The organism is Chitinibacter sp. S2-10, from assembly GCF_046530675.1.
In the GTDB taxonomy this organism is placed as follows: domain Bacteria; phylum Pseudomonadota; class Gammaproteobacteria; order Burkholderiales; family Chitinibacteraceae; genus Chitinibacter.
In genome coordinates, this window is sequence record NZ_CP172558.1 from 661,016 (window position 1) to 687,106 (window position 26,091).

Here is a 26,091-nt window from a genome sequence, read left to right on the forward strand (position 1 = left end):
ACGGATTGCTCCGTCTGCCTGTACTACTTAGCTAGCTAAAATTATTTAACTTCAGCTTGTGCGCCAGCTTCGATCAGTTTCTTAGCGATGGCATCAGCATCAGCCTTAGAAACGCCTTCTTTAACTGATTTAGGTGCGCCATCAACCAAGTCTTTAGCTTCTTTCAAGCCCAGACCAGTTACTTCACGAACTACTTTAATCACGCCAACTTTCTGCGCGCCAGCGTTAGTCAAGATAACGTCGAACTCAGTTTTCTCTTCAGCGGCAGCAGCAGCGCCACCAGCAGCAGGACCAGCAACTGCAACAGCAGCAGCAGAAACGCCGAATTTTTCTTCGAATGCTTTTACCAAGTCATTCAATTCGAGAACGGTCAATGCACCAACTGCGTCGAGGATATCTTCTTTAGATACGGCCATTTGTTAATACTCCTGAAAATCTTATCTGATTAATGCTATTTAGATACGAAAAATTAAGCTTCGGCCGCTTCTGCTGGCGCTTGCGCCGCAGGAGCTGCTGAGCCCTCGCCCTTCTTCTCTGCCAAAGCTGCCAGGCCGCGGACAAAGCCAGCAACAGGAGCTTGCATAACGTAGAGAAGTTTCGAGAGCAATTCTTCACGGCTCGGTACTGACGCCAAGGCAGCAACTGCTGCGGCATCCATTACTTTGCCATCATAAGAACCCGCTTTCAGAACGATTTTGTCGTCCTTTTTCGCGAATGTATGCAGTACTTTAGCTGCAGCAACTGGGTCTTCAGAAATACCGTAAACCAAAGGGCCAACCATTTTATCGGCCAATTCAGCAAACGGAGTTCCTTCAACCGCACGGCGTGCCAACGTGTTTTTCAAAACACGCAGGTACACACCTGACTCACGCGCTTGTTTGCGCAGTTCAGTCATGCTGGAAACCTCGATACCACGATATTCAGCGATAACGATGGTTTGAGCATTTGCAACTACTGCTGCAATCTCAGCCACGACCGCTTTTTTGTCGTCAAGATTTAGACTCAAGGTCAACCTCCATTAGTTAAGTTCAGCGCACAAAGTGCGCCACCCAATCAAACGGCGACCAATATTCAGGAGACTTTTGCCAGCCAAGAATGACTGACGAGAAGCCTGCATTGGGAGCACCGTCTGCGTAGGCTGGTGTTTGGGCACCTTGATTAAGCCAGCCAAAGGCTGGCACCTACGGTCTTTGACTATCTGAAGCACCGATAAAAATCAATGCTTCAGCCCAAAGTCAGATTACAGGACGGACGAAGTGTCTACGCGAACACCCAAGCCCATCGTGCTTGAAACTGCGATTTTCTTGAAGTAAACGCCTTTTGAGCTAGCTGGTTTTGCTTTTTGCAAAGCGTCAACCAAAGCTGCCAAGTTCTCGCGCAGATCAGCAGCTTCAAAAGAAGCGCGACCCAATGTAGCGTGAACGATACCACCTTTGTCAGTACGGTATTGAACCTGACCTGCTTTAGCATTTTTAACTGCTTCAGCAACGTTAGGAGTCACAGTACCTACTTTCGGGTTAGGCATCAGGCCGCGCGGCCCCAGGATTTGACCCAAAGTACCAACGATACGCATAGCATCTGGAGACGCGATAACCACGTCAAAATCCATATTGCCAGCTTTAACTTGCTCAGCCAGATCTTCAAAACCAACTACGTCTGCACCAGCAGCTTTGGCCGCTTCTGCATTAGCGCCTTGTGTAAACACAGCAACGCGTACTGATTTACCGGTACCTTTAGGTAAAACTACAGCACCACGAACTACCTGGTCAGATTTGCGTGGATCAACACCCAGATTGAACGAAACATCGATAGATTCGTTAAATTTGGCAGTCGCTGCACCTTTTACCAAAGCAATTGCTTCGTCGATTGCGTACAGTTTGTTGCTATCAACAGTTGCGCGCAATGCTGCAAGACGTTTAGAAACCTTAGCCATTTACACGCCCTCCACTTCGATACCAATCGAACGAGCTGAACCAGCAATCGTACGAACTGCAGCATCCAAATCGCCACCAGTCAAATCAGCTTGCTTGGTTTTCACGATTTCTTCGAGTTGAGCACGGGTCACTTTACCAACTTTGTCGGTATGTGGCTTAGCAGAACCTTTGGTAATGCCTGCCGCTTTTTTCAGCAGAATCGTTGCTGGAGGCGACTTCATTACGAAAGTGAATGATTTATCTGCAAATGCAGTAATCACAACTGGAATTGGCAAACCTGGCTCAACACCCTGGGTTGCAGCGTTAAACGCCTTACAAAATTCCATAATATTCAGACCACGTTGACCCAAAGCTGGACCAATTGGAGGCGACGGGTTTGCTTTACCAGCTGGCACTTGCAGCTTGATGTAGCCAATAATCTTCTTTGCCACAGTACTACTCCTAAAAATGGGTCAAACGCCAATACCAAAACTGGCTCCCCTACCAAAAAATGCTTCTAACAAAGCATCTCAATACGCAGATTAGGTTTTTTCAACCTGCGAGAATTCCAAATCAACCGGCGTTGCACGACCGAAAATCGATACTGCAACTTTCAGGCGACTCTTATCGTAATCAACATCTTGCACAGTCGCAGTGAAGTCAGCAAATGGACCGTCCGTCACGCGCAAAGTCTCACCCACTTCAAACAGCACTTTATGGCGAGGCTTCTCGACGCCATCCTGCACCTGCTGCATCATGCGCTCAACTTCTTTTGCCTGAATTGGCATCGGCTTAGTACCCGAGCCACCAATAAAGCCAGTGACTTTTGGTGTACTTTTCACCAAGTGCCAGCTATCGTCTGTCATTTCCATTTCAACAAATACATAGCCAGGGTAAAACTTGCGCTCAGTCAGCGCTTTGCGACCAGCCTTCACTTCCATCACTTCTTCGACAGGAACGAGGATTTGCCCAAACAGGTGCCCCATCCCCAATCGCTCAACTTTTTCCACCAACGCCTTCTGCACACTCTTTTCAAAGCCAGAATACGCGTGAACTACATACCAACGCATTGCCATGCCCGATTCCCCGACTGATTAACCGCGACCAAGCACGATATCGTAAAACAACCAAGCCAAGCCAGAATCAACCACCCACATAAACAAGGCCAAAACAGCTACAAACAAGAACACCACACCAGTCACCTGCCATGTTTCTTTCTTGCTCGGCCAAACCACCTTCTGCGCCTCTTTAATGGCATCACGGGCATAGTCAACAAAGGCGCGACCCACCACAGTAAACCACATCACCACACCAGCAGCGAGCAAACCCGCCACCACCGACAGTGAACCCACAAAAGACTGCCCAGCAGGCACCAAATAAAAACCAGCAACACCCAAAGCCACCAAGGCCAGAGCTGCCATTACTTTCAGTCGTTCTATGCTTTGCATTACGTTTCCGGCGACCCATAAAACAAAGCCGCCCCAAATTAGATTTGGAACGGCTCCGCTAGATAATGTGGCAGGCGAGGAGGGCTTCGAACCCGCAACCCCCGGTTTTGGAGACCGGTACTCTACCAATTGAGCTACTCGCCTGGGGAGAGGACAGAACTATAAACTAGTTCCATCCAATTTGCAACTTTTATTCAATAACTTTAGCAACAACACCAGCACCGACCGTACGACCACCCTCACGGATCGCAAAGCGCAGACCTTGCTCCATCGCGATTGGCGCAATCAGGGTTACCGTGATTGATACGTTATCGCCAGGCATCACCATCTCAGTACCTTCCGGCAAGCTGATCGCACCAGTCACGTCCGTAGTACGGAAGTAGAACTGTGGACGGTAGTTGCTGAAGAATGGTGTATGACGACCACCCTCTTCTTTTGACAGCACGTAGATTTCTGACGTGAATTTAGTGTGTGGCGTGATTGAGCCTGGCTTAGCCAATACTTGACCACGCTGAACGTCTTCACGCTTAGTACCACGCAACAACGCACCAATGTTGTCACCAGCTTGACCTTGGTCCAGCAATTTACGGAACATCTCAACGCCAGTACAAGTTGTCTTAACTGTTGGAACAATACCAACGATCTCGATCTCTTCACCAACCTTAACAATACCGCGCTCTACACGACCCGTTACTACAGTACCACGACCAGAGATTGAGAATACGTCCTCAACTGGCATCAGGAAAGTACCGTCAACTGCGCGCTCTGGCAGAGGAATGTAGGTATCCAGCGCTTCAGCCAAGCGGAAAATTGCTGGCTCGCCGTATTCGCCCTGATCACCTTCCAGTGCTGCACGTGCAGAACCAGTAATGATTGGAGTGTCATCGCCTGGGAAGTCATATTTAGACAACAGGTCACGAACTTCCATCTCAACCAGTTCCAACAACTCAGCGTCGTCAACCAGGTCAGCTTTGTTCATGAACACGATGATGTATGGAACACCAACCTGACGAGACAACAAGATGTGCTCGCGAGTTTGTGGCATAGGACCATCAGCAGCAGAAACCACCAAAATCGCGCCATCCATCTGAGCCGCACCGGTAATCATGTTTTTCACATAATCCGCGTGACCTGGACAGTCTACGTGAGCGTAGTGACGAGTCTCTGTTTCGTATTCAACGTGCGCGGTATTAATAGTAATACCACGCGCTTTTTCTTCTGGAGCACTGTCGATTTGTGAGTAATCTTTAGCTTCGCCACCGAATTTGCGAGACAAGATTGTCGTGATCGCTGCAGTCAGGGTGGTTTTACCATGGTCAACGTGACCGATTGTACCCACGTTAACGTGCGGCTTGGTCCGCGTAAACTTTTCTTTAGCCATTGCCTTATTTCCTTCTCGAGAACTTGAAATATAAATGACAACAATAGAATTGGTGCTGATGGGGGGAATTGAACCCCCGACCTCTCCCTTACCAAGGGAGTGCTCTACCCCTGAGCTACATCAGCATTCATTTTGGAGCGGGTGAAGGGAATCGAACCCTCGTCGTAAGCTTGGAAGGCTTCTGCTCTACCATTGAGCTACACCCGCGGCTTAATACTTAAAATTCGTTTCTACCAAAACCCGCAATACCAGGGATTTGGTGGGGGGAGAAGGATTCGAACCTTCGAAGGCTGAGCCGCCGGATTTACAGTCCGGACCCGTTGACCGCTGGGGTAATCCCCCCCTTTAGAAGCCCGCATTATGGAGACGATGCCCGAATGCGTCAAATATTTTCCGCACCGACTCCCGTTTTTTTTCTTAACAACTTATTTTGCAAAGGAATATTTACTTTTCACGCACGGCTTTTGCCGCGCGAGCAAGCAAAAAACATTAATACGCCCGCAATAATCATCGGCAAACTCAACAACTGCCCCATCGACAGATTCAGCGCCAACAAGCCAAGATAATCATCAGGTTCACGGGCAAATTCTGCGATAAAACGGAATGCGCCATACCCAACCAAGAACAAGGAGGAAACCTGCCCTTTGTAGCGAGGCTTAGCCGAATAGCGCCACAAAATCACAAACAGCAAAATGCCTTCAAGTGCAAATTGATACAACTGCGAAGGATGACGTGGCAAGCCATCGTGTGCTTGCGGAAAAACCATCGCCCACGGCATAGTCGCATCGGTCACCCGCCCCCATAACTCACCATTAATAAAGTTACCCATCCGACCCGCCGCCAATCCGATCGGCACCAGCGGCGCAATAAAGTCGGTCACCTGCAGAAAGCTACGGCCGGTTTTACGGCCAAAGAAGTACATCGCCAGCAGCACACCAAGAAATCCGCCATGGAATGCCATCCCCCCCTCCCACACTTTGACAATATCGAGAGGATTGGCCAGATAAAATGCAGGCTTGTAAAACAGTACATAACCGAGTCGACCACCCAAAATCACACCCAGCACGCCGTAAAACAGCAAATCGTCCATTTCTTCGGTGCGCCAGCTCGTAGAAGTACTATGGCGAATGCGCCAGCGCCCCATCAGCAAAAAACAGATAAAACCAATCAGGTACATCAACCCGTACCAATGCAGACCAAACGAGCCCAAGTGAATTGCAACAGGATCAAACTGCGGATGCACTAACATAGCTATTTCTGCTTATCCAAGATTCGAAGTGGCTGCGATTATATCTGGCAATCCATCGAAGTTCCCATAGCAAGGCAAATATCAATTAACAAACCCCCATCAGCACAACCAGCCAAAAGCAGCTTTTTTCGATACAATTGCCACATAGTTTCAGTCCATTAGAGAAAAACCATGCCCGTATACCGCTCCCGCACCACCACTCACGGCCGCAACATGGCTGGCGCCCGCGCCCTCTGGCGTGCCACCGGGATGAAAGACGGCGATTTCGACAAGCCCATCATCGCAATTTGCAATTCATTCACCCAATTCGTACCAGGTCATGTTCACCTGCAAAACCTGGGGCAACTGGTTGCGCGCGAAGTAGAAAAAGCAGGCGGCGTCGCCAAAGAGTTCAACACCATCGCTGTCGATGACGGCATCGCAATGGGTCATGGCGGCATGCTATATAGCCTGCCTAGCCGCGACCTGATCGCCGATTCTGTCGAATACATGGTCAACGCACACTGCGCCGACGCGATTGTTTGTATTTCCAATTGCGACAAAATCACCCCCGGTATGCTAATGGCGTCTTTACGCCTGAATATCCCGGTGATTTTCGTTTCCGGCGGCCCGATGGAAGCAGGCAAAGTCAACTGGCACGGTGAAACGCGCAAGCTTGATCTGGTAGACGCCATGGTTGAAGCGGCAAATCCGAACGTTTCCGACGAAGAAGTCGACGCCGTGGAGCGAAGCGCCTGCCCAACTTGCGGCTCATGTTCAGGCATGTTTACCGCCAACTCAATGAACTGCCTGACCGAAGCACTCGGCCTGTCCTTGCCAGGTAACGGCTCACTCTTGGCAACACACGGTGATCGCAAGCAACTATTCCTGCAAGCAGGCCGAACGATTGTTGAACTGGCGAAACGATATTACGAACAGGATGACGAATCAGTCTTGCCGCGCAATATTTGCACTTTTGAAGCTTTTGAAAATGCGATTGCACTCGATATCGCCATGGGCGGCTCAACCAATACTGTTCTGCATTTGCTCGCCGCCGCCAATGAAGCCGGCGTCAACTTCACAATGCAGGACATCGACCGCATGAGCCGTAAGGTACCTTGCTTGTCGAAAGTCGCACCTGCCACACAGAAATACCATATGGAAGACGTGCATCGCGCAGGCGGCGTCATCGGCATTTTGGCCGAACTCGACCGGGCCGGACTGATTCACCGCAACGTGCCGACTGTTCACGCCAAAACGCTGGGCGAAGGACTAGATCAATGGGATATCGTCAAAGCCAGCCCAGACAGTGCAGCTCACCTGCTATACCGTGCAGCACCAGGTGGCGTTGCCACAACGATTGCATTCAGCCAAAGCATGCGCTGGCCTGAGCTGGATCTGGACCGCGCCGATGGCTGCATCCGCAACAAGGAAAACGCCTACTCGCAAGACGGCGGCATTGCGGTGCTGTACGGCAATATTGCCGAGCGTGGTTGTATTGTAAAAACGGCAGGCGTTGACGACTCAATCCTGAAATTCACTGGCCGCGTACGCATTTTCGAAAGTCAGGACGACGCAGTGGCCGGCATTCTGGCCGACCAGATTATTGCGGGCGACGTCGTTCTGATTCGCTACGAAGGACCCAAGGGCGGCCCGGGCATGCAAGAAATGCTGTACCCGACTTCATACCTGAAATCAAAAGGACTAGGCAAAGCCTGCGCCCTGCTGACTGACGGCCGCTTCTCTGGCGGCACTTCAGGCCTGTCGATTGGTCATGTTTCACCGGAAGCAGCCGAAGGTGGTGCAATTGGTCTGGCAAAAGAAGGCGACACGCTCGAAATCGACATTCCAAATCGCACAATCAATTTACTGATCAGCGAAGAAGAATTCGCCGCACGTCGTGCAGCAATGGAAGCTAAAGGTTCGGCAGCATGGAAACCTGTCAACCGTGAACGTGTTGTCAGCGCAGCGCTGCGCGCCTACGCCGCGATGACAACCAGCGCAGACACGGGCGCCGTACGGGATGTGTCACAAGTTGAACGCAAAGGATAAATCCATCAGCACTCACGATAAAGCGGCCGCAAGGCCGCTTTTTTATTGTCGGGGTATTTTAATGAAGGTCATATAAAACCTGCGATATATAGCAATACCCCACTACAGTACAAATGCAAAGAGCAATAAAAAACCCAGCCTAAGCTGGGTTCTGCGCTTCAGAGTCTGTAGTAAATTACAGAGGCTGAATGTTTGAAGCCTGTTGGCCTTTAGGGCCGTTAGTCACTTCAAAGCTAACTTTCTGGCCTTCTTGCAGTGATTTGAAACCGCTAGTAGTAATTGCCGAGAAGTGGGCAAACAAGTCTTCGCCGCCTTGATCAGGAGTAATGAAACCGAAGCCTTTTGCATCGTTGAACCACTTAACTGTACCAGTTGCCATCTTTAATTTACCTTAAACTATAAAATTGAGCAGTCGCTCAGCCTTGCATCATACACAAGTTCCCCGACCTCGGTAGCCCCATTTCAACTTTTATTTGCGGTTATTTACCACAGTCATTGAAAACCATTGCAAACAAAGGGTTGAGCCACTCAAAAAAACCGCCGAACGGTATTTTATTTCCCCCAAAATTCACAATAATCGCCCCCTCAACAACCACCGCATCCAGATATTTTTTGCTTGTCGCAATCAGATTCAATTTTTAGCCCAAACAGCCGATAGCAAGTTATCCGCTCCGAGGTACGCATCATGACTTCGCTCTCGCAACTGACCAGCAGTAATTCATCATGGCGGCCAAGCTTGCTGGCAAGCGACTTGGCCAGTAGCAAGCCGAGCCATCAAACCGGCGAGGTCAAGCCGCTACTTCAGCACCTCGCGAAACTGCAAAAAAACACCCAATCACTCGCGCAGGATTTTTTGCAGCATTTTGCCGGACAAATGTTGGGCGGCGCCAGCAAGGGAATGAAAATCGAGTTTGATCAGGTCGAAATGTCGGCCAGCAGCAGCGCCAGCATGAGCCTTAGCCAGAACAGCAATGGCGTAAGCAGCACCCGTTCAGCGGAATTCAGCCTCCAAGACAGTAGCAGCTTTGTCGGGCGCGGCACGATTACCACGGCAGATGGGCAAAAGTTTGATTTCGAGCTGAGCATCCAGTACGAAGCCAGCCAAACAGCCTCGTACACACAAAGCACCCAGAATGACCTGCACCATCAATTTAACGGTATTGCCGACGACCTGCGCCAACACATCAGCGCCGAGCCCGTGAAACTGCCATTCAAATTTGCTGATAACGAGGCAGAAAAGACTGGCACTATGGTACTCAAACTTCTAAATCTGCATGGCGGAGATCGGTTCTTTGACTGGTTTGGCTCAAGCAAACCCCAGATCGACCAGCAAGCCTGAGCAACTCACAGCAAAACAGCCAGTCGTACGAATGGCTATTTGCTGATCGCCGCCATCGCGGTTAAATCATCGAGCAACAGCAAAATGGCCTGACCACTCATTTCGAACGGGTTAAATTCGCTGTGCGCCGAGTATTTCAATAGCACGCCATGATTGATCTTGGCCATATTGACCTGCCCCATCGTCCAGTCCGCAAAATGCCGCTCGCTGATTTCCTCAAAACTCAGCAGCTCGATTTTTACGTGCCGCGGATCGCGTACGATCACATTGTACAAGGAGGAAACCGCAGAACGACTCCCCTCCAGCACCTGCACAAAGATACCTCCGCTGTAACACAGCACCCCTGTCACGCCAATCGCCGGATTATTTTGCCGCGACCGGTGCAAAATTGATTCGAGCAACTCGGAATCCATCGCCCCCACCGCGCGACTGGCATAAATCAAGCGAACAAGCATGACAAACCTCTTAGCGTTTATTGTTAATCAGGGACAAAAACTCGAGGCGCAAATGCGTGTCTTTTAAAAAGGTTCCGCGCATTACGCTATTGATCATTTTGGAGTCGGCATCTTTCACACCACGCCAGTGCATGCAAAAATGATCGGCCTCCATCACAATCGCCAAACCATCCGGGTTCACCTTGCTCTGCAGCAGGTCAGCCATCTGCGTAACGGCCTCTTCCTGAATCTGCGGACGTGACATCACCCACTCGGCCAGGCGCGCATATTTTGACAAACCGATCAGGTTGGAATGCTGATTGGGCAGAATGCCAATCCACAATTTACCGATAATCGGACAAAAATGGTGTGAGCATGCACTACGCACCTTGATCGGGCCGACGATCATCAATTCGTTCAAATGCTCGACATTCGGAAACTCGGTCACCGCAGGCTGCGCCACATAACGACCACGAAACACTTCATTCAGATACATTTTAGCGACCCGACGGGCTGTATCCTGCGTATTGTGGTCATTCTCGGTATCAATCACGAGACTTTGCAGGACGCCAACCATTTTTTCCTGCACTTCATCGAGCAATTGAGCCATTTCGCCCTCTTCGATGAAGTCGGCAATATTGTCATTCGCATGAAAACGACGTTGAGCCTGCAGCAGGCGATAGCGAATACGTTGCGATACAGGATCGCCCCCAGGGGCGTTCGAACCGGATTGACTCACAATTTAATCCTTGGCACGGGCAATTTGCGAAAAAGCGAATAAGAAAAGCCTATCACAAACCAGCCACTTTGCTCAGTTGAATAATGGCAAATAAAAAAGCCCGCTCAATTGAGCGGGCTTTCAAATTCGTGGTGGCCAATCGCGGAATCGAACCACGGACACGCGGATTTTCAATCCGCTGCTCTACCAACTGAGCTAATTGGCCACTTATCGCTGAGTTCAGCCAGCGAGAAGCGGAATTAGACACCAGCATGGATTTTACGTCAAACCCTTTATGTGACAAATTAACTGGTTTTTATATAAAAATATGATTTCATTGAGGTAATTTTTCTACAAAATCGGCAGCAGATTCAGTCAAAATAACAGCTTCCCCATTTTTGACCGGAGTCAGCATGGACATCATCTGGTGGATTATCAGTATCTGCCTGATTCTGGCCGGAATCGCAGGTATCGTTTTGCCCATTCTGCCCGCCACAGCGCTGGTATTTGCTGGCATGCTGCTCATCGCATGGCAACAGAATTTCCAAACCGTCAGCATCTACACCATGATCGTGCTTGGCGTATTGGCGCTACTGGCAGGTGCGCTGGATTATATTGCTGGCGCACTGGGTGCCAAAATGGTCGGCGCCAGCCGGGCCGCAATCTGGGGTGCGACGCTCGGTGCCATTCTGGGCGTTTTTGCCGGGCCGGTCGGGCTGATTTTCGGTCCTTTACTTGGCGCTGTCGCAGGGGAGTTCTATGCGACACGCAATCATTGGCAGTCCGGCAAAGTGGGAATCGCTAGCTGGTTGGGGCTGATCCTAGGCATGATTGCCAAAGTAGGGATTATTTTCATGATGCTAGGAATCTTCTGGCTGGCTTACCTGATCTAAATACCACCAAAGGTATAGCCTTGCAGCCCAATTAAAAAGCGAGCCACGAGCACATACCCCATCACTCAATCCAGCGTCGCAACCAGAAATACAAGCCCAAACTGGAGCCGATCAAGCCCATCAAGGCCAGCACGGCAAAATACCCCCATTGCCAGTGCAACTCGGGCATATGGTCAAAGTTCATACCGTAAATTCCTGCAATCAGCGTTAGCGGACTAAAAATGATCGTAAATACAGTCAGCGTCCGCATCTGGGTATTCATCGTTTGTGATTGCAGCGCCAAATAAATATCCTGCAAACCCGACACCGTTTCACGCAAGGCCTCGACACTCTCGATCAGTTGCACTGTGTGATCGTAGACATCGCGCAAGTACAACTGCGTTTCGTCCTTGAAAAAATCGGCATCGTCACGCTGCAGTACATTAATCACTTCACGCAAGGGCCACAGCCCGCGCTTGAGCGCCTGCAAAGAGCGGCGTGTGTGCTGCACTTCCTGCATTTGCGCAGGTTCACGCTGCACAATGATTTCATCTTCCAGTTCGTCAACACGTTCGCCGATTTGCTCGAGCACGGCAAAGTAGCGATCAACCACTTTATCGAGCAGGGCATAAACCAGATAATCGATCCCGAACTTGCGCAGTTGCGATTCACTACTCCGCAAGGAATCGCGAATACCCGCAAATGTTCCCGTTGGTTTTTCCTGAAAAGTCAGCAGAAAGTTGCGGCCGACCACCAAGCTCAGTTGCTCGGATTCAACCGAGCCGCACTCATCCAGAAACATCAATCTTGCGGTAATGAACAGATAGCCGGAATAAGCCTCAACTTTGGGACGCTGCTGGGTATTGAGGATGTCTTCGAGCACCAGCGGATGCAATTTGAAACGCTGACCGATCAGTTGCAGCATCGCCAGATCTTCGAGCCCGTGCAAATTTAACCAGTAATTGCCATAAGTCGGAACAAACTCGCGCCCTTGAGCCAGATCGGTAAAGCGGGTTTCGAGAAATTCGCCATCGCGCTGACCAAACTCGATCAAGGTCGCCAGCGTCGGTGTCGGCTCGGATTCACCGACATACTGCAATGAACCCGGCGCCAGCCCGGCTTTGCTCGCCTTCAGATGCGCCTTTATTCGGCGGCGATCGCCAGTACTTGTAATGTTACGCCGATGTTTTTCCATGCGGCAGTTTCCTCATTGAGCGCAAATGCGGTCAGCGGATGAGCATTCAACCAGTCCGCATCAATGGTCAGCTGATAAGCGTCAGTCAATCGAAGCAAGTCGATACAGGGCGGTGTTTCATCGAGTCGCGAACGATAAAAAATCACCGCCAGCCGCAAGGCCAGAATCGCATCCCATTCAGCAGCGGAGATTGTTTCACCAGCCAGCTTGGTCAGACTACCAGCATGCGCCAGCACCAACCGCGCCAGCCAGACCTGCTCGCGCCGAGAAAAACCGGGCATATCGGCATGCTGCAAAATATAAGCCGAATGCTTGTGATAGCTGGCATGTGCAATCGAGCGGCCGACTTCATGCAACAAAGCGGCCATATTCAGATGCCGCGCCAGCACTGCGTCTTCTGGCGCAGTTTCGCCGCGCAAAACATCAAACAAACGCATGGCCAGCGCAGTTACTCGATTGGCCTGCAAACCATCAACGTGATAGCGGCGCTGAAAAAAATCAACCGTCCGGTCACGGACATCGTACTCGGTCTGCCTTTGCATCAAATCGTACAGCACGCCATCACGCAGAGCACCGTAAGTAATGCTCATCCGCTCGATCCCGAGCATATCAAACACCGCCTGCATAATGGCAAAACCGCCCGCTAGGACAGGACGGCGGTCGTCTCGCAGGCCATTGAGCTGCAGTTTGTCGACATGGCCAGCTTGCAGCATTTTTTCCCGCAAAGCAGCCATTCCCGCTCTGGTAATCCCGAGCGGAGAGAGATCGTTCAACTCCAGAATATCAGCCAGTGAACGGGCAGTTCCGGATGTTCCAATCGCACGCTGCCACTCGCCTGAATGAAAGTCGGGAACCAGCGGCAAAAATGCGCCACGCGCAGCCAGTTCGGCGGTTTCAAGCCGCTCACGCGTAATCACGCCATCGGGGAAGTAGCGCATGCTCCAGCCAACACAGCCCAACTGGACGCTTTCGGTACGAAATGAACGGTACTGGCTACCAATAATCAGTTCGGTCGAGCCTCCGCCAATATCAACCACCAAGCGGCGTTCACGTGTACTGGGAAGACTATGCGCTGCACCGATGTAAATCAACCGAGCTTCTTCACGACCGGCGATGACTTCGATCGGGAATCCCAGCGCAGCCTCGGCTGCCGGAATAAATTGCGCAGCATTGCGTGCAACACGAAAAGTATTGGTCGCTACGGCACGTACACACTGTGGTGGTAATCCGGCGAGGCGTTCGCCAAAGCGCGACAAGGCGGTGAGCAGCTCGGCAATCGCCGCTTCACTCAAACACCCTTGCGCATCCAGACCGGCGCCCAGACGAACCGTTTCCTTGAGTGAATCAAGTGGAAACAAAGCGCCCTCAACCACTCGGGCAATTTGCAAACGAAAACTGTTCGAGCCCAGATCAACAGCGGCAATAATCGAATTGTCGCTCATTTGAAGTTGGGCTCCGGATTCTGAAGAAGATTGGCCATAGGTGCGTCAATTTACCGTAATCTGCACAAAAAAAATACGAAAAAATGGGGCAAATGCATTTGCCCCATTTTTTATTACCGATCATTGATTGCCGCCGCAATTAGCCTTTGGCAATGGCGTCCACTTCAGCCAGCGTTTTGTGTCGCACATCGCGCCCCTTGACCAGATAGACCACGTGCTCGGCGACATTAACCGCCAGATCACCGATGCGCTCGGTCGCTTTGGCAATCCACAGGATATCCAGCGTCAGAGAAATCGAGCGCGGGTCTTCCATCATCACCGTAATCAATTGCCGTTGCAGCGCACGATATTCCTGATCAAGCTGAGGATCGGATCCGATCACATCCGCAGCCGCCGCCGAATCTACCCGGGCAAAAGCATCGAGCGCACGAGTCAGCATATCAAGTGCCAAATTGGCGATGTGATTCACTTCTTGAAACTTGGGCACCTGCATTTTGCCGCTTTCGAAAATCGACTTGGCGCGCAGGCAGATTTTATGTGCCTTGTCGCCGATGCTTTCCAGATCTTCAACCGATTTGATCACCGTCATCACCAGACGCAAATCCGATGCCGCCGGCTGGCGGCGGGCGATCATATGAACACACAGATCATCCAGCTCAAGGTGCATGGCATTCACGGTCTGCTCTTGTGCAATCACCTGATCAATGACGGCCATATCGCCCGATGCCAATGCTTTCATCGACAGGCGAACCTGCTCTTCGACCAGCCCTGCCATCGCCATCACCTGCGTACGAATGGCGTTCAGGTCAGCGTCAAATTGGGTAGAAATATGTTCATGCATTGCGCAATAACTCCAAGATAATTTGTGACGCACCATAACAGCAAAATGTGACAGGATTGTTACATCCGGCCTTTGCGGTCGCGGTGCGTTTATATCCGGATTGTAGCGTTTTGCGCTTATTTGATGGTTTTCACGCCGTTAGCCGTGCCTAGCAACAACACATCAGCCCGGCGATGCGCAAAAATGCCGTTCGTCACAACACCAACGATCTGGTTAAGTTTACTTTCCAGTTCATTCGCCTGAGTGATTTTAAGACCGTGCACGTCGATAATGATATTGCCATTGTCGGTCACCACACCTTCACGGTAGGCCGGATGGCCGCCAAGTTTGACAATTTCGCGCGCGACATAAGAGCGAGCCATCGGAATGACTTCGACCGGCAACGGAAAAGCGCCCAGCACATCAACCAATTTCGATTCATCGGCAATACAGATAAATTGCTCGGCCACTGCCGCGACGATCTTTTCGCGCGTCAGCGCAGCGCCGCCACCTTTGATCATTTGCAGCTGATGATTGATTTCATCGGCACCATCGACATAAACCGGCAGCGCATCAATCGTGTTGAGTTCATACACCGGAATGCCATGCGATTTCAACCGCGCCACACTGGCTTCGGACGATGAAACGGCACCTTTAATGCGCCCCTTGATCTGAGCCAGCGCATCAATAAAATAATTCGCCGTCGAGCCGGTACCGACGCCGACAATGCAATCATCGGGAACATAAGCAATCGCTGCACGACCCACTGCTTCTTTGAGTTCATTTTGCGTCATGGCATTTCCTTGGTATCAAATTGATAAACATTGCAATCGGGCTTGATTATATCTTGCCCGGCCAAGCTGCGCCTTAAGCTAACTTGTCGGGCATCAAATGACGCGTAAATTGCCACCCCGCAGCGGCTGACAGAGCCCCAAGCCGGGCAAGAAATGTCGTCACCACATACATGCCATACGTATCTTACCCAATATCAATAATCTCGTTATCTACAGCAACATACCCCTAATATCAATAGTGTACACCCAGACATCGGGTCGAACTGTTGCTGTAGCAAGCTAGCCCTCGTCCCTATACTGGCTAGGGTCTATTGAGATTTGGTCTGCAGATCGTAACTCAAACGCCAACCGTTCCTGGCAATACATTTCGAGCACATACCATGAATTCCGGCCTTGTCTGCGCCACTCTGGCTTATCTGATCTGGGGGCTGTTCCCCCTTTATTTCCGCGTGATTCAATATCTGCCGCCGCTGGAAATCGTGCTGCACCGCATGGTCTGGGCACTGCTTTTCCTGCTGGGCGTACTGGCCTGGCGCAAGCAGTGGCAATGGATCAGGCAACTTAACCGCCGCCTGATCATCGGTTTTACTTTCAGCGCACTGCTATTGTCGATCAACTGGCTGGTCTATATCTGGGCGGCCAATTCGGGGCGGGTCGTCGATGCCAGCCTGGGTTATTTTATTAATCCACTCGTCAATGTATTGCTCGGCGTGGTGATTCTGAAAGAGCGATTGCGCGGTATTCAATGGCTGTGCATCGGCATTGCCGCCGCCGGAGTGCTCTGGCTGACTTTTGCCGCCGGGCATTTGCCTTGGGTCGCTTTGACGCTGGCCTTCAGTTTCGGGATTTATGGTGTATTGCGCAAAATTGCAACGCTGGGTGCGCTGGAAGGGCTGACGCTGGAAACGGCTTTGCTGTTTCCGCTGGCCTTGCTTTTGATGAGCATCGGAGAAAACCACTTTACCAATGCCCCGGCAGGTATACAGCTAATCACTATACTAGCCGGTCCTATTACGGCAATACCCCTATTACTGTTTGCTTTTGCCGCCAGAAAAATCAGCATGACCCAGCTGGGATTGCTGCAATACATCACCCCGTCAATGCAGTTGATACTGGCAATCTGGCTCTGGCATGAGCCGTTTGGCACCCACAAAATGATCGGTTTTGGTCTGATCTGGCTGGCGCTGATTTTATTCACCAGTGAGAGCGTGCTGCGGCAGCACAAGCGCCAATAAATACATCAAAATCATTCACCACAGAGGCACAAAAGCGCAGCGACTCAAGGTTTTCTCTGCGCCTCAGTGCCTCTGTGGTTCATTTTTTTCGCGGAGCATGTCTGCCTTGAGTCACTACAGTGACGCTAGATAGGCACGGATTCCGTCGAGCAGCATTTGCACCGCAATCGCAGTCAGAATCAAGCCCATCAAGCGCTCGAACGCGGTAGTCACTCGCTCGCCGAGGACTTGGGAAATTTTTTCGGAAAAAGCCAGCGTCAGCGCACAAACCAGCATCGTCAGCGCCAGCGCGCCCACCCACAACCACAGGCGCTCCGGATCGCGCGAAACCAGCAGCAAAACCGTCGCCAGTGCAGACGGGCCGGCCAAGAGCGGAATCGCCAGTGGCACAATATAAGGCTCGCCATGATCACTATCGCCAAAAACGCCATCCGGATGCGGAAAAACCATCCTCAACGCAATCAAAAATAGAATCACACCACCGGCGATTCCCAGTGACGTTTGCGACAGATGCATGACTTCAAGAAACTGTCGGCCAAAAATCATGAACAGCAGCAGAACGCCAAACGCGACGCTGACTTCGCGTACAATCACGCGCCAGCGCCGCTCTTTGGGCACTTTCTTCATCAGTGAAACAAACAAAGGAATGCCGCCCAGCGGGTCGGTCACCAGCAGCAGCAAAATAAATGCAGAAAGAAAAGTCGGGCTATCCATCGCAGCAGTTTACCCAGCCAGACCGGCAAACCATATACGGGAAAGCCGCAGGACAGGTTCAGGCTATGTCAGTTGCTCGGCCAATAAGCGCACCTGACTGCGTGAGAGCAAATGCTGGATGCGCTGCAAATGACTCGCCGATATTTTAACTGCATCGCTGTCTTCGTTTTGCAGTAGCTGGGAATAAAAAGGCAGCGTGTCGGCCTGCTGATTATTATGTTCAAACCAACGGATCAAGGCCAGACAGCAACGACGAATCAAGTGGGTAATTTGAGCATTGCACGCCAACTGGTGCGCACGGCCTAGCGTTTCGGCCGCCCCCGGATCATTCAGTGCCTGCAATACCTCGCCCAAAGCGGTCAGCGAATGCGCTTTGCCCCATAAATTATCATTGAGCTTGTTCAGCTTATAGGCCTGCTCCAGCGCAACTCTGGCTTGCTCATGCATTTCCTGGGCGGCATAGACCAGCCCCCGGTAATAGACTACTTCAGCCGACCAAACCTTGTTGCTGATTTTGGATTGCAGCAAAACCTCTGCTTCAGCCATGCATTGCAGCGTATAGCTGTACAAGCCAAGTCTGAATGCGTCACTGCCCACATTAATTAACGCTTCACAGATTCGCTCATCATTTGCCAGCCAGCGAGCGACTTTCAGCGCCAGTTCGTTGTGTTTGAGCGCACTTTCATAATCGCCAAAGCCCAGATACAACTGGGCAATGGCCAGATTGACACGAATGCAAAGGTCTTTGTCATTGATTTTTCTGGCCATTTGCAACGCCGAAGACCAGAAATCCAAAGCCCGCAGTGGTTTGCCTTGCAACAAATGAGCGGTTCCCAGCAGAATCATCGCATCGGTTTGCTCGTGCAGGTGCCGAGTCCGGGCAAAACCGGCTACCGCAGCAGCAAATGCCACAATCGCATGAACATGTTCGCTGATGTGCAGCCATGCATGCCCCAGAATCAGTTGGGCATACGCTTGCGCGAATTCATCCCCGTGCGCGGCAAGCACAAGCTCCTGCGCCCTTTGCGGCGAAGGTGGCGACCCCAGCGCAGAGTTTTTGGCGATGAGCTCCAGCTCCTGACACTTGTTCAGTTGTTCAGTTGTAAATCGCTTTAGGGTCATGGCTCACCATCCCAGCAAATTTCATGCATTTCTTTACGCTGCGCCAAAAACAAAGCCAGATTAGCGCGCAAATGGAAAATCTCCCGGCTTTCTCCTGCCTGATAAAACGCGCCACCAACGCTGATCCCCAACGGTTCAGGCCAGTACCCTTGCTCCAGTTGTGCAACGTGCATTTGCACCTGGACAAAAGTGTGTTCAATTTCTGCGGGCAACATATCCAGCAGCACCAGTTCAAACGCCCCCAGCCCGGTAGTGACCAAAAACCCCTTGCCCAACTGATCAGCCTGTAACAGGTGCGCTACCTTGATATAACTTTCTAACGCAACCTCTTTGCCCAGTACTTCACTGATGCTGGCATAGTGATTAATGCCGATGCACAGCAAGGCCACTTGCCCTCCGCGCTGGGCCTGCAGCAGAAAGTCATCCCAGCGCATTTCCAGATAGCGTGCGTTATACAGTCCGGTAATGTCATCCCGGAACCCTGCTGATTCGAGCTGCTGAACCTGCTGATATTGCTCGGCATTTTGCTCGCGCAGCAAATGGATTTCGATTTCACTGGTAATGTTTTGCAGCTTTCTCTCAATCGCAATCAGACTTCGCGGACGGCTGCTCGTCATGACTTGCTGCTCTTTCAATTGCAAAGCCTGCTTGAAATAACCGACTGCATCCAGATCACGCCCCAGACTCTGGCAAGCCCTGCCCAGTTCAATCCGCATTTGTCGCTCGTTCGCCGGAAAAAAATCCAGATGGGCTTCAGCAATACGCAGCGCCCGACCCAACCTCTCCGACTCCACTTGCGGACATGCCGCAAACAATTGCAGCAATCTGCGGCTGCAGTAAGCCACTGCAATGGCATCGTCACGGTAAAGTTCAATGGCCAACTCCAGCGACTGCAAAGCCAGCTCGGGGCTTCCTTGCTCGCAATAGATTTGGCAGAGTAGCTCTTGCAAAATGGGGCACGATTGCAGCCGAGGAAAGACCATGCCGCGTTGCAGCGAAATCTGCGCCAGATTCGCCTCGTCCATTGCCTGCAAATCCAGGGCAATATGCAGGTGTAACAGACAAAGCAGATAGTCATCCTGCCGCGCTAGCTGCAGTGCATGCTGATGCAAGTTCAGGCCGCGCTCGGGCTGCCCGCCCTGAGTCAATGATCCGCCCAGTAATGCCCAAAATGGAACTTCGTCGAGCAAGGATGGGCACTGTTGCAACGCTTGCAGGCACACTTTGGCCGCAGCATTTAACTGACCCTGCCTGAAAAAATCGCACCCCTTGCGTAATAAAACTTGCCGATCCACACGTCATCCTTATGATAAAAAAAGCCCCGCGAGCGGGGCTTTTTTTCAAGCAACAGTGATTACCACTCGCCCAAGTAGGCCAGTATACCCTCTGCAGCATTTCTGCCTTCATAAACTGCACGTACAACGAGATCTGCGCCACGCACCTGATCGCCGCCCGCGAAAATTTTCGGGTTCGACGTCTGATGTTTGAACTCTTGCTTCTCGGCGGCAATCGTGCGACCCCAGTCGTCGGTTTTCACGCCTTGTGCGTCAAACCATGACTCTGGCTCGACCGAGAAACCGAAGGCCACGATCACGTGATCGCATTCGATTACACGTTCTGAACCGGCGACCAATTCTGGACGACGGCGGCCTTTCTCATCCGGTGCGCCCAATTGCGTCGAAACCAGCGTCAGCGCCAAGCTGCCGTCGGCATTCTTTTCGATTTTCACTGGCTGGCTGTTCCACGCGAATTCAACGCCTTCTTCTTTGGCATTAGCCACTTCGCGTTTCGAGCCCGGCATGTTTTCTTCGTCACGGCGGTAAGCACACACGACGCTGGCCGCGCCTTGGCGGATCGATGTACGGTTGCAATCCATCGCGGTATCGCCACCGCCCAAGACTACAACGCGCTTGCCTTGCATCGATACAAACGCTTCACCTTCGAGTGTGCCCATCGAATTGCGAACGTTATTGATCAGGAAAGGCAAAGCTTCGAGCACGCCTGGCAAATCTTCACCAGCAATGCCGCCTTTCATGTACTTGTATGCACCCATACCCATAAATACGGCATCGTAATCAGCCAGCAACGTTTCAATCGTCACGTCTTTGCCGATTTCGGTATTCAAACGGAACTCGACGCCCATTTCTTCCATGATCTTGCGACGCGTCACGATCACGTCTTTTTCGAGCTTGAATTCTGGAATACCAAAAGTCAGCAGGCCGCCGATTTCTTCGTAGCGATCAAAGACCACTGGCGTTACACCATTGCGCACCAGCATATCCGCACAACCCAAACCAGCCGGGCCGGCACCAATCACGGCCACTTTACGACCTGTCTGTACGACACCAGACATATCTGGGCGCCAGCCGGCCTTGAACGCTTCGTCGGTAATGTATTTTTCTACCGAACCAATCGATACCGCGCCAGCATCCACTTGGTTCAGCGTACACGCGCCTTCGCACAGACGATCTTGCGGGCAAACACGGCCGCAGATTTCCGGCAGCGAATTGGTCTTGTGCGAGAGTTCAGCCGCTTCAAACAGCTTGCCTTCTTCAACCAGCTTCAACCAGTGAGGGATGTGGTTGTGCACCGGACATTCCCACGAGCAATACGGATTGCCACAGGCCAGGCAACGACCAGCTTGCTCGCCAGACGTTACTTTATCCAATGGGCTGTAGATTTCTTTAAATACAAATTTGCGCTTTTCAACGGCAACTTTCTCGCCCGGGTTGCGCGCAATATTCAGAAACTGAAACACGTCTGACATGGGTATAAACCTCAATGCGAATCAGATAGTGACTTACGGGCACATACCCTGCACATCCAAATCAAAACTTATTCTGTTGCGGGCAGCTGTGCTACCCGCAACCTCACACACTTAGTCTTTCAACAAGGCATCGAGCTTGGCGACTTTCGGTTTCACCAGCCAGAAGTAATCGACGGCTTCATCGAAGTTGGCCAGCAATTCTTTTGCCTTGGCTGAACCAGTCAAATCTGCATGCGCCTTGATCTTGTCTTTCAAGAACGCACGGATCGCGCCGTAGGCTTCGCCGTTGATCAGATTCGTATCGATCAGCTCATTGTTGTAGCGATACGCGAATTTCTGCGTTGGATCGTAAACCAGTGCAAAACCGCCGGTCATACCCGCGCCGAAGTTGTAGCCGGTTTCACCCAGCACCACGACGCAACCGCCAGTCATGTATTCGCAACCGTGGTCGCCCACGCCTTCAACAATCGCAGTCGCGCCCGAGTTACGCACCGCGAAACGCTCGCCGGCCATACCGGCAGCGTACAATTCGCCACCAGTTGCACCGTATAGACAGGTGTTGCCGACAATCGTTGCTTCGTGCGAAGCAAACTCGCTGCCTTTTGGCGGGTAGATCACGACTTTACCGCCGTTCATGCCCTTACCAACGTAATCGTTCGCGTCACCAGCCAACTCAATCGTCAGACCTTTGGCATTCCACACACCCAGCGACTGACCGGCCGAGCCGTTCAGTTTGATATGCAGTGTGCCTTCCGGCAGAGCCGCAGCGCCGTGCGCCTTGGCAATTTCGCCCGACAGGCGCGCACCGATCGATCGGTGAATATTGCGCACATTGTATTCAAAGCTTTGTTTCGTACCGGCTTTAATGCCAGCCAAAGCGTCACGAACCATTTCTTCAGCCAGCTCACCTTTATCGAAAGACGGGTTGCTTGCTTCTACGCAGAAGCGTGGCACTGAATCTGGCGTCGTACCTTGGCTCAACAGCGCACTCATCGCGAGTTTCTTCTGCTTCTCGGTCGCGCCTTCGATCAGGCCCAAGAGTTCAGTGCGGCCAACCAAGTCTTCGAACTTGCGAATCCCCAGACTTGCCATCAACTCGCGAGTTTCTTGTGCGATGAAGGTGAAGTAATTGACAACCATTTCTGGCAAGCCGATGAAGTACTTGCTACGCAGCTTGATTTCTTGCGTCGCCACACCGGTCGCACAGTTGTTCAGGTGACAAATCCGCAGGAATTTGCAACCCAGCGCGACCATAGGGCCAGTACCGAAACCGAAGCTCTCGGCGCCCATGATCGCCGCTTTGACGACGTCCAGCCCCGTTTTCAGACCCCCGTCGGCCTGTACGCGAACGCGGCCACGCAGGCCATTGGCACGCAATACTTGCTGCGCTTCGGTCAGACCCAATTCAAACGGCGAACCGGCATATTTCACAGAGGCCAGTGGCGACGCAGCGGTACCGCCGTCGTAACCAGAAATCGTGATCAGATCAGCGTAGGCTTTGGCGACACCGGCAGCAATCGTACCGACGCCCGGCTCGGCAACCAGTTTGACCGAAACCAGCGCAGCAGGATTGACCTGTTTCAAGTCGAAAATCAGCTGAGCCAAATCTTCGATCGAATAAATATCGTGGTGCGGTGGCGGCGAAATCAGGCTGATGCCCGGTTTGCTGTGACGCAGTTTCGCGATCAGTGGCGATACTTTATCGCCTGGCAGCTGACCGCCTTCACCCGGTTTTGCACCTTGTGCGACTTTAATCTGCAGCACTTCAGCGTTCACCAGATAGTGCGGCGTCACGCCGAAACGACCAGAAGCCACCTGCTTGATTTTCGACATGCGTGGCGTGCCGTAGCGTGCTTCGTCTTCACCACCTTCACCCGAGTTCGAGCGCGCGCCCAGACGGTGCATACCTTCTGCCAAGGCTTCGTGCGCTTCAGGGCTCAAGGCGCCCAAGGACATACCAGCCGAATCAAAACGCTTGACGATAGATTCGAGCGGCTCAACTTCATCAATCGAAATTGCTTTGGCTGGGTCGATGTTCAAGGCCATCAAATCGCGCAACATCGCGACCGGACGCTGATTCACCAGATCAGCGTATTGCTTGTACGCTTTGTAATCGCCGTTCTGGACTGCCTTTTGCAGCGCCATCACGACGTCCGGGTTGTAAGCGTGGTATTCCTCGCCGAACACATATTTCAGCAGACCACCCTGCGCCAGTGGGCGCATCGGGTTGAAAGCCAGCTTGTTCAGTTTGGCTTGATCTTCCTGGAAATCAGCGAAGTTAGCGCCAGAAATACGCGATACGGTGCCAGTCAGACACAGATCGATGACTTCTTCGCCAATACCCACACCTTCAAACAATTGCGAACCGCGGTAAGAAGCGACCGTCGAAATACCCATTTTCGACAGGATCTTCATCAGACCCTTGTTGATGCCCTTGCGGAAGTTGTTCGCCGCTTTTTCAAGCGAATACTCAATCTGGCCCATGTCGATCAATTCTTTGATCGTCTGGTAAGCCAGATATGGCACTACCGCAGTCGCGCCGTAACCGATCAGACATGCAAAGTGGTGCGGATCGCGCGTGGTCGCGGTTTCAACAATGATATTGGTTTTGCAACGCAGACCTGCATTGATCAGCGCGTGATGAACTGCGCCCACAGCGAACAGCGCCGGGATCGGCAAGCGGCCTTTGGCGATGTTCTTGTCCGACAGCACGACAATCACGGTGCCATTGTTCACACTGGCGAGCACGTCGGCAGTCAGTTTTTCGATGGCCGCTTTCAGCGTTGTGCTGGCCGCTTCAAAACTGATGTCGAAACGCGCGGCTTTGAAATCGGCGTCGTTCTGGCTGATGATCGCTTCGAATTTGTCGGTCGACAGCACCGGCGAAGTCACTTCCAGACGTTTGGCGTGGCTCGGGCCGTCTTCGAACAGATTGCGTTCCGGGCCAAAACAGGTGTTCAGCGACATCACAATCGCTTCGCGGATCGGATCGATCGGCGGGTTGGTTACCTGCGCGAATTGCTGGCGCAGGTAATCGAATGGCGAACGCACTTTCTCGGACAACACGGCCATAGGCGTGTCATCACCCATCGAGCCAATCGCTTCCTGACCGTCTGCGGCCAAAACACGCAGAATCTGATCGCGTTCTTCAAACGTCAGCTGGAATTGTTTTTGGTAGGTGAGCAAAGTCGCCTTGTCCATTTCTTCCAGTGGTTTGTTGTCTTCAGCCATTTCCAAGTGCGTCGCATGCTCTTTGAGCCATGCGCGGTAGGGCTGCGCCGATTTCAGGTTGTTATCGATGGTTTCGGTATCGATAAACTCGCCGGTTTTCAGGTTAACGGCGACGATCTGGCCCGGTTTAACGCGGCCTTTTTTCGCTACGTCTTCCGGTTTGTAACCCCAAACGCCGATTTCAGAGGCGATGGTGATATGACGATCTTTGGTGATGACATAACGCGCTGGACGCAGGCCGTTACGGTCTAGTGCACAACCGGCATAGTCGCCAGCCGCCCAAACGATACCGGCGGGGCCATCCCATGGCTCCATGTGCAGCGAGTTGTATTCGTAGAACGCGCGCAGGTCGCGATCATTGCTGTCAACGTTCTGCCAAGCCGGTGGCACGAGCAAACGGAAGGCGCGGAATACGTCAACGCCGCCGAGCACCAGGCTCTCCAACATATTATCCAGACTCATCGAGTCTGAACCATTGGTTTGTACGATAGGGCGGATTGCGTCCATGTCGAGCTTTTCGCTATCCATGATCGCTTCACGCGCTTTAGCCCATGCGCGGTTACCCGTCAGCGTGTTGATCTCGCCGTTGTGCGCGAGGAAACGGAAAGGCTGAGCCAGTTTCCATTGTGGCCAGGTATTGGTCGAGAAACGCTGGTGGTACACCGCCATGCTCGAGCCAAAACGCTCGTCTTTCAAGTCGAGGTAGAAAACCGGCAGGTTTTCCGGCGTAACCAGACCTTTGTATGACATCACGTACGGGTTCAGCGTCGGGATGTAGAAATCTTTGTCGCCTGCGTTGGCTTTTTCAGCCAAGCGACGCGCTTGATAGAGTTTGCGGGCAAATTCGATTTCAGCCAGACCAGCCGGAGCATTGACAAAAATCTGTTTGATCGACGGCAGAGAAGCCATCGCAGCTTCGCCGAGCGCGTCCAGATTCACCGGAACGTCACGCACACCGGCTACAGTCAGGCCTTGGCTTTCTACCGCAGCCACCAGACTGGCGATTGATTTCGCACAGGTATCTTTGTCCAGTCCAGCAAATACAAGGCCTGCAGTAAATTGCTCTGCCAGGGTATAGCCATTATCTTGGGCTACTGCTTGCAGAAAGCCGGTCGGCTTACGGAACAATAACCCACAGCCATCACCTGACTTGCCATCGGCGGCCACGGCACCGCGGTGAGTCAAACAGGCCAGAGAATTAATCGCAGTCGATACCAGCCAATGCGACGGTTTATCATCCATCTGCGCGATCAAACCGAAGCCGCAGCTATCTTGCTCGAACTGCGGGCGGTACAACGTGCCTTCTAACCAGCTTTGTCTATCCATCACAACGGAACCCTTAAAAGCCAAAAACAAGCTCACTAGGGATTGACCCTAGTCAAGCGA

25 protein-coding genes and 5 tRNA genes are annotated in these 26,091 nt (G+C 52.0%); 4 read left to right on the forward strand and 26 right to left on the reverse strand.

Annotation, left to right across the window (positions count from 1 at the left end):
- Positions 1-41 precede the first annotated feature (41 nt).
- From rplL to lgt, 12 genes are all read right to left on the reverse strand, one after another.
- A complete protein-coding gene (rplL, locus tag ACG2XO_RS03075) occupies positions 42-416 on the reverse strand; it encodes a 50S ribosomal protein L7/L12 (protein WP_373976497.1) in 375 nt (124 codons plus the stop codon).
- A gap of 53 nt (positions 417-469) precedes the next feature.
- Entirely contained in the window at positions 470-1,006 is a 537-nt protein-coding gene (rplJ, locus tag ACG2XO_RS03080; RefSeq protein ID WP_410499355.1) for a 50S ribosomal protein L10, read from the reverse strand.
- Between the two features lie 234 nt (positions 1,007-1,240).
- A complete protein-coding gene (gene rplA / locus ACG2XO_RS03085; protein ID WP_157671004.1) occupies positions 1,241-1,933 on the reverse strand; it encodes a 50S ribosomal protein L1 in 693 nt (230 codons plus the stop codon).
- Positions 1,934-2,365 carry a 50S ribosomal protein L11 gene (gene rplK / locus ACG2XO_RS03090; protein WP_410499356.1) on the reverse strand — a complete coding sequence of 144 codons (432 nt, stop codon included), beginning with the start codon at positions 2,363-2,365 and terminating at the stop codon, positions 1,934-1,936. It lies immediately after the preceding gene.
- Between the two features lie 90 nt (positions 2,366-2,455).
- Positions 2,456-2,989, reverse strand: a complete 534-nt coding sequence (gene nusG / locus ACG2XO_RS03095; protein WP_410499357.1) for a transcription termination/antitermination protein NusG — start codon at positions 2,987-2,989, stop codon at positions 2,456-2,458.
- A gap of 18 nt (positions 2,990-3,007) precedes the next feature.
- A complete protein-coding gene (gene secE / locus ACG2XO_RS03100; protein WP_410499358.1) occupies positions 3,008-3,361 on the reverse strand; it encodes a preprotein translocase subunit SecE in 354 nt (117 codons plus the stop codon).
- A 68-nt stretch (positions 3,362-3,429) separates the two neighbouring features.
- Positions 3,430-3,505: transfer RNA gene (locus ACG2XO_RS03105), tRNA-Trp, on the reverse strand.
- 46 nt (positions 3,506-3,551) lie between these two features.
- Positions 3,552-4,742, reverse strand: coding sequence for an elongation factor Tu (gene tuf / locus ACG2XO_RS03110; RefSeq protein WP_410499352.1), 1,191 nt, complete (start codon positions 4,740-4,742; stop codon positions 3,552-3,554).
- A 50-nt stretch (positions 4,743-4,792) separates the two neighbouring features.
- Positions 4,793-4,867 (reverse strand) — tRNA-Thr (locus tag ACG2XO_RS03115).
- Positions 4,868-4,875: 8 nt separating this feature from the next.
- Positions 4,876-4,949 (reverse strand) — tRNA-Gly (locus ACG2XO_RS03120).
- Between the two features lie 50 nt (positions 4,950-4,999).
- Positions 5,000-5,085 (reverse strand) — tRNA-Tyr (locus tag ACG2XO_RS03125).
- 108 nt (positions 5,086-5,193) lie between these two features.
- Positions 5,194-5,991, reverse strand: a complete 798-nt coding sequence (gene lgt / locus ACG2XO_RS03130; protein WP_410499359.1) for a prolipoprotein diacylglyceryl transferase — start codon at positions 5,989-5,991, stop codon at positions 5,194-5,196.
- A 171-nt stretch (positions 5,992-6,162) separates the two neighbouring features.
- On the opposite strand from lgt, the gene ilvD reads away from it, so the two are divergent.
- Entirely contained in the window at positions 6,163-8,022 is a 1,860-nt protein-coding gene (gene ilvD, locus ACG2XO_RS03135) for a dihydroxy-acid dehydratase (RefSeq protein ID WP_410499360.1), read from the forward strand.
- A gap of 175 nt (positions 8,023-8,197) precedes the next feature.
- Here the strand turns inward: ilvD and ACG2XO_RS03140 are convergent, their stop codons facing one another.
- Together ACG2XO_RS03140 and ACG2XO_RS03145 are read right to left on the reverse strand one after the other, a co-directional pair.
- Positions 8,198-8,401: a cold-shock protein gene (locus ACG2XO_RS03140; protein WP_410499361.1), complete on the reverse strand. Its 204-nt coding sequence runs from the start codon at positions 8,399-8,401 to the stop codon at positions 8,198-8,200.
- Between the two features lie 100 nt (positions 8,402-8,501).
- Positions 8,502-8,657 carry a hypothetical protein gene (locus ACG2XO_RS03145; RefSeq protein ID WP_410499362.1) on the reverse strand — a complete coding sequence of 52 codons (156 nt, stop codon included), beginning with the start codon at positions 8,655-8,657 and terminating at the stop codon, positions 8,502-8,504.
- A 50-nt stretch (positions 8,658-8,707) separates the two neighbouring features.
- Between ACG2XO_RS03145 and ACG2XO_RS03150 the strand changes: the two genes are divergently transcribed.
- Complete coding sequence (locus ACG2XO_RS03150) at positions 8,708-9,361, forward strand: hypothetical protein (protein WP_410499363.1); 654 nt, start codon at positions 8,708-8,710, stop codon at positions 9,359-9,361.
- Positions 9,362-9,396: 35 nt separating this feature from the next.
- On the opposite strand, the gene ACG2XO_RS03155 is transcribed toward ACG2XO_RS03150, so the two are convergent.
- The 3 genes from ACG2XO_RS03155 to ACG2XO_RS03165 form a co-directional block, all read right to left on the reverse strand.
- A complete protein-coding gene (locus tag ACG2XO_RS03155) occupies positions 9,397-9,816 on the reverse strand; it encodes a BLUF domain-containing protein (RefSeq protein ID WP_410499364.1) in 420 nt (139 codons plus the stop codon).
- 10 nt (positions 9,817-9,826) lie between these two features.
- Positions 9,827-10,534: a GTP cyclohydrolase I gene (folE, locus tag ACG2XO_RS03160; protein ID WP_410499365.1), complete on the reverse strand. Its 708-nt coding sequence runs from the start codon at positions 10,532-10,534 to the stop codon at positions 9,827-9,829.
- 129 nt (positions 10,535-10,663) lie between these two features.
- Positions 10,664-10,739 (reverse strand) — tRNA-Phe (locus tag ACG2XO_RS03165).
- Positions 10,740-10,926: 187 nt separating this feature from the next.
- On the opposite strand from ACG2XO_RS03165, the gene ACG2XO_RS03170 reads away from it, so the two are divergent.
- On the forward strand, positions 10,927-11,406 hold the full coding sequence (locus ACG2XO_RS03170) for a DUF456 domain-containing protein (RefSeq protein ID WP_410499366.1): 480 nt from the start codon (positions 10,927-10,929) through the stop codon (positions 11,404-11,406).
- A 61-nt stretch (positions 11,407-11,467) separates the two neighbouring features.
- Here ACG2XO_RS03170 and corA read toward each other — a convergent pair whose 3' ends face one another.
- From corA to rpiA, 4 genes are all read right to left on the reverse strand, one after another.
- Entirely contained in the window at positions 11,468-12,580 is a 1,113-nt protein-coding gene (gene corA, locus ACG2XO_RS03175; RefSeq protein WP_410499367.1) for a magnesium/cobalt transporter CorA, read from the reverse strand.
- On the reverse strand, positions 12,529-14,022 hold the full coding sequence (ppx, locus tag ACG2XO_RS03180) for an exopolyphosphatase (RefSeq protein ID WP_410499368.1): 1,494 nt from the start codon (positions 14,020-14,022) through the stop codon (positions 12,529-12,531). Before ppx ends, corA begins: the two co-directional genes overlap by 52 nt.
- A gap of 139 nt (positions 14,023-14,161) precedes the next feature.
- On the reverse strand, positions 14,162-14,863 hold the full coding sequence (gene phoU, locus ACG2XO_RS03185; RefSeq protein WP_410499369.1) for a phosphate signaling complex protein PhoU: 702 nt from the start codon (positions 14,861-14,863) through the stop codon (positions 14,162-14,164).
- A gap of 116 nt (positions 14,864-14,979) precedes the next feature.
- Entirely contained in the window at positions 14,980-15,636 is a 657-nt protein-coding gene (gene rpiA, locus ACG2XO_RS03190) for a ribose-5-phosphate isomerase RpiA (RefSeq protein ID WP_410499370.1), read from the reverse strand.
- 380 nt (positions 15,637-16,016) lie between these two features.
- On the opposite strand from rpiA, the gene rarD reads away from it, so the two are divergent.
- Complete coding sequence (gene rarD / locus ACG2XO_RS03195; RefSeq protein WP_410499372.1) at positions 16,017-16,871, forward strand: EamA family transporter RarD; 855 nt, start codon at positions 16,017-16,019, stop codon at positions 16,869-16,871.
- Positions 16,872-16,985: 114 nt separating this feature from the next.
- Here the strand turns inward: rarD and ACG2XO_RS03200 are convergent, their stop codons facing one another.
- From ACG2XO_RS03200 to gltB, 5 genes are all read right to left on the reverse strand, one after another.
- Complete coding sequence (locus ACG2XO_RS03200) at positions 16,986-17,585, reverse strand: MarC family protein (protein WP_410499373.1); 600 nt, start codon at positions 17,583-17,585, stop codon at positions 16,986-16,988.
- Positions 17,586-17,648: 63 nt separating this feature from the next.
- Positions 17,649-18,707 (reverse strand): tetratricopeptide repeat protein, encoded by a 1,059-nt coding sequence (locus ACG2XO_RS03205; RefSeq protein ID WP_410499374.1) that lies wholly within the window; start codon positions 18,705-18,707, stop codon positions 17,649-17,651.
- The gene (locus ACG2XO_RS03210) at positions 18,704-20,002 is read right to left on the reverse strand and encodes a diguanylate cyclase domain-containing protein (RefSeq protein WP_410499375.1); all 1,299 of its coding nucleotides are present in this window, start codon (positions 20,000-20,002) and stop codon (positions 18,704-18,706) included. Before ACG2XO_RS03210 ends, ACG2XO_RS03205 begins: the two co-directional genes overlap by 4 nt.
- A gap of 59 nt (positions 20,003-20,061) precedes the next feature.
- Positions 20,062-21,474: an FAD-dependent oxidoreductase gene (locus tag ACG2XO_RS03215; RefSeq protein ID WP_410499376.1), complete on the reverse strand. Its 1,413-nt coding sequence runs from the start codon at positions 21,472-21,474 to the stop codon at positions 20,062-20,064.
- Between the two features lie 111 nt (positions 21,475-21,585).
- A complete protein-coding gene (gene gltB, locus ACG2XO_RS03220) occupies positions 21,586-26,031 on the reverse strand; it encodes a glutamate synthase large subunit (RefSeq protein WP_410499377.1) in 4,446 nt (1,481 codons plus the stop codon).
- Positions 26,032-26,091 lie beyond the last annotated feature (60 nt).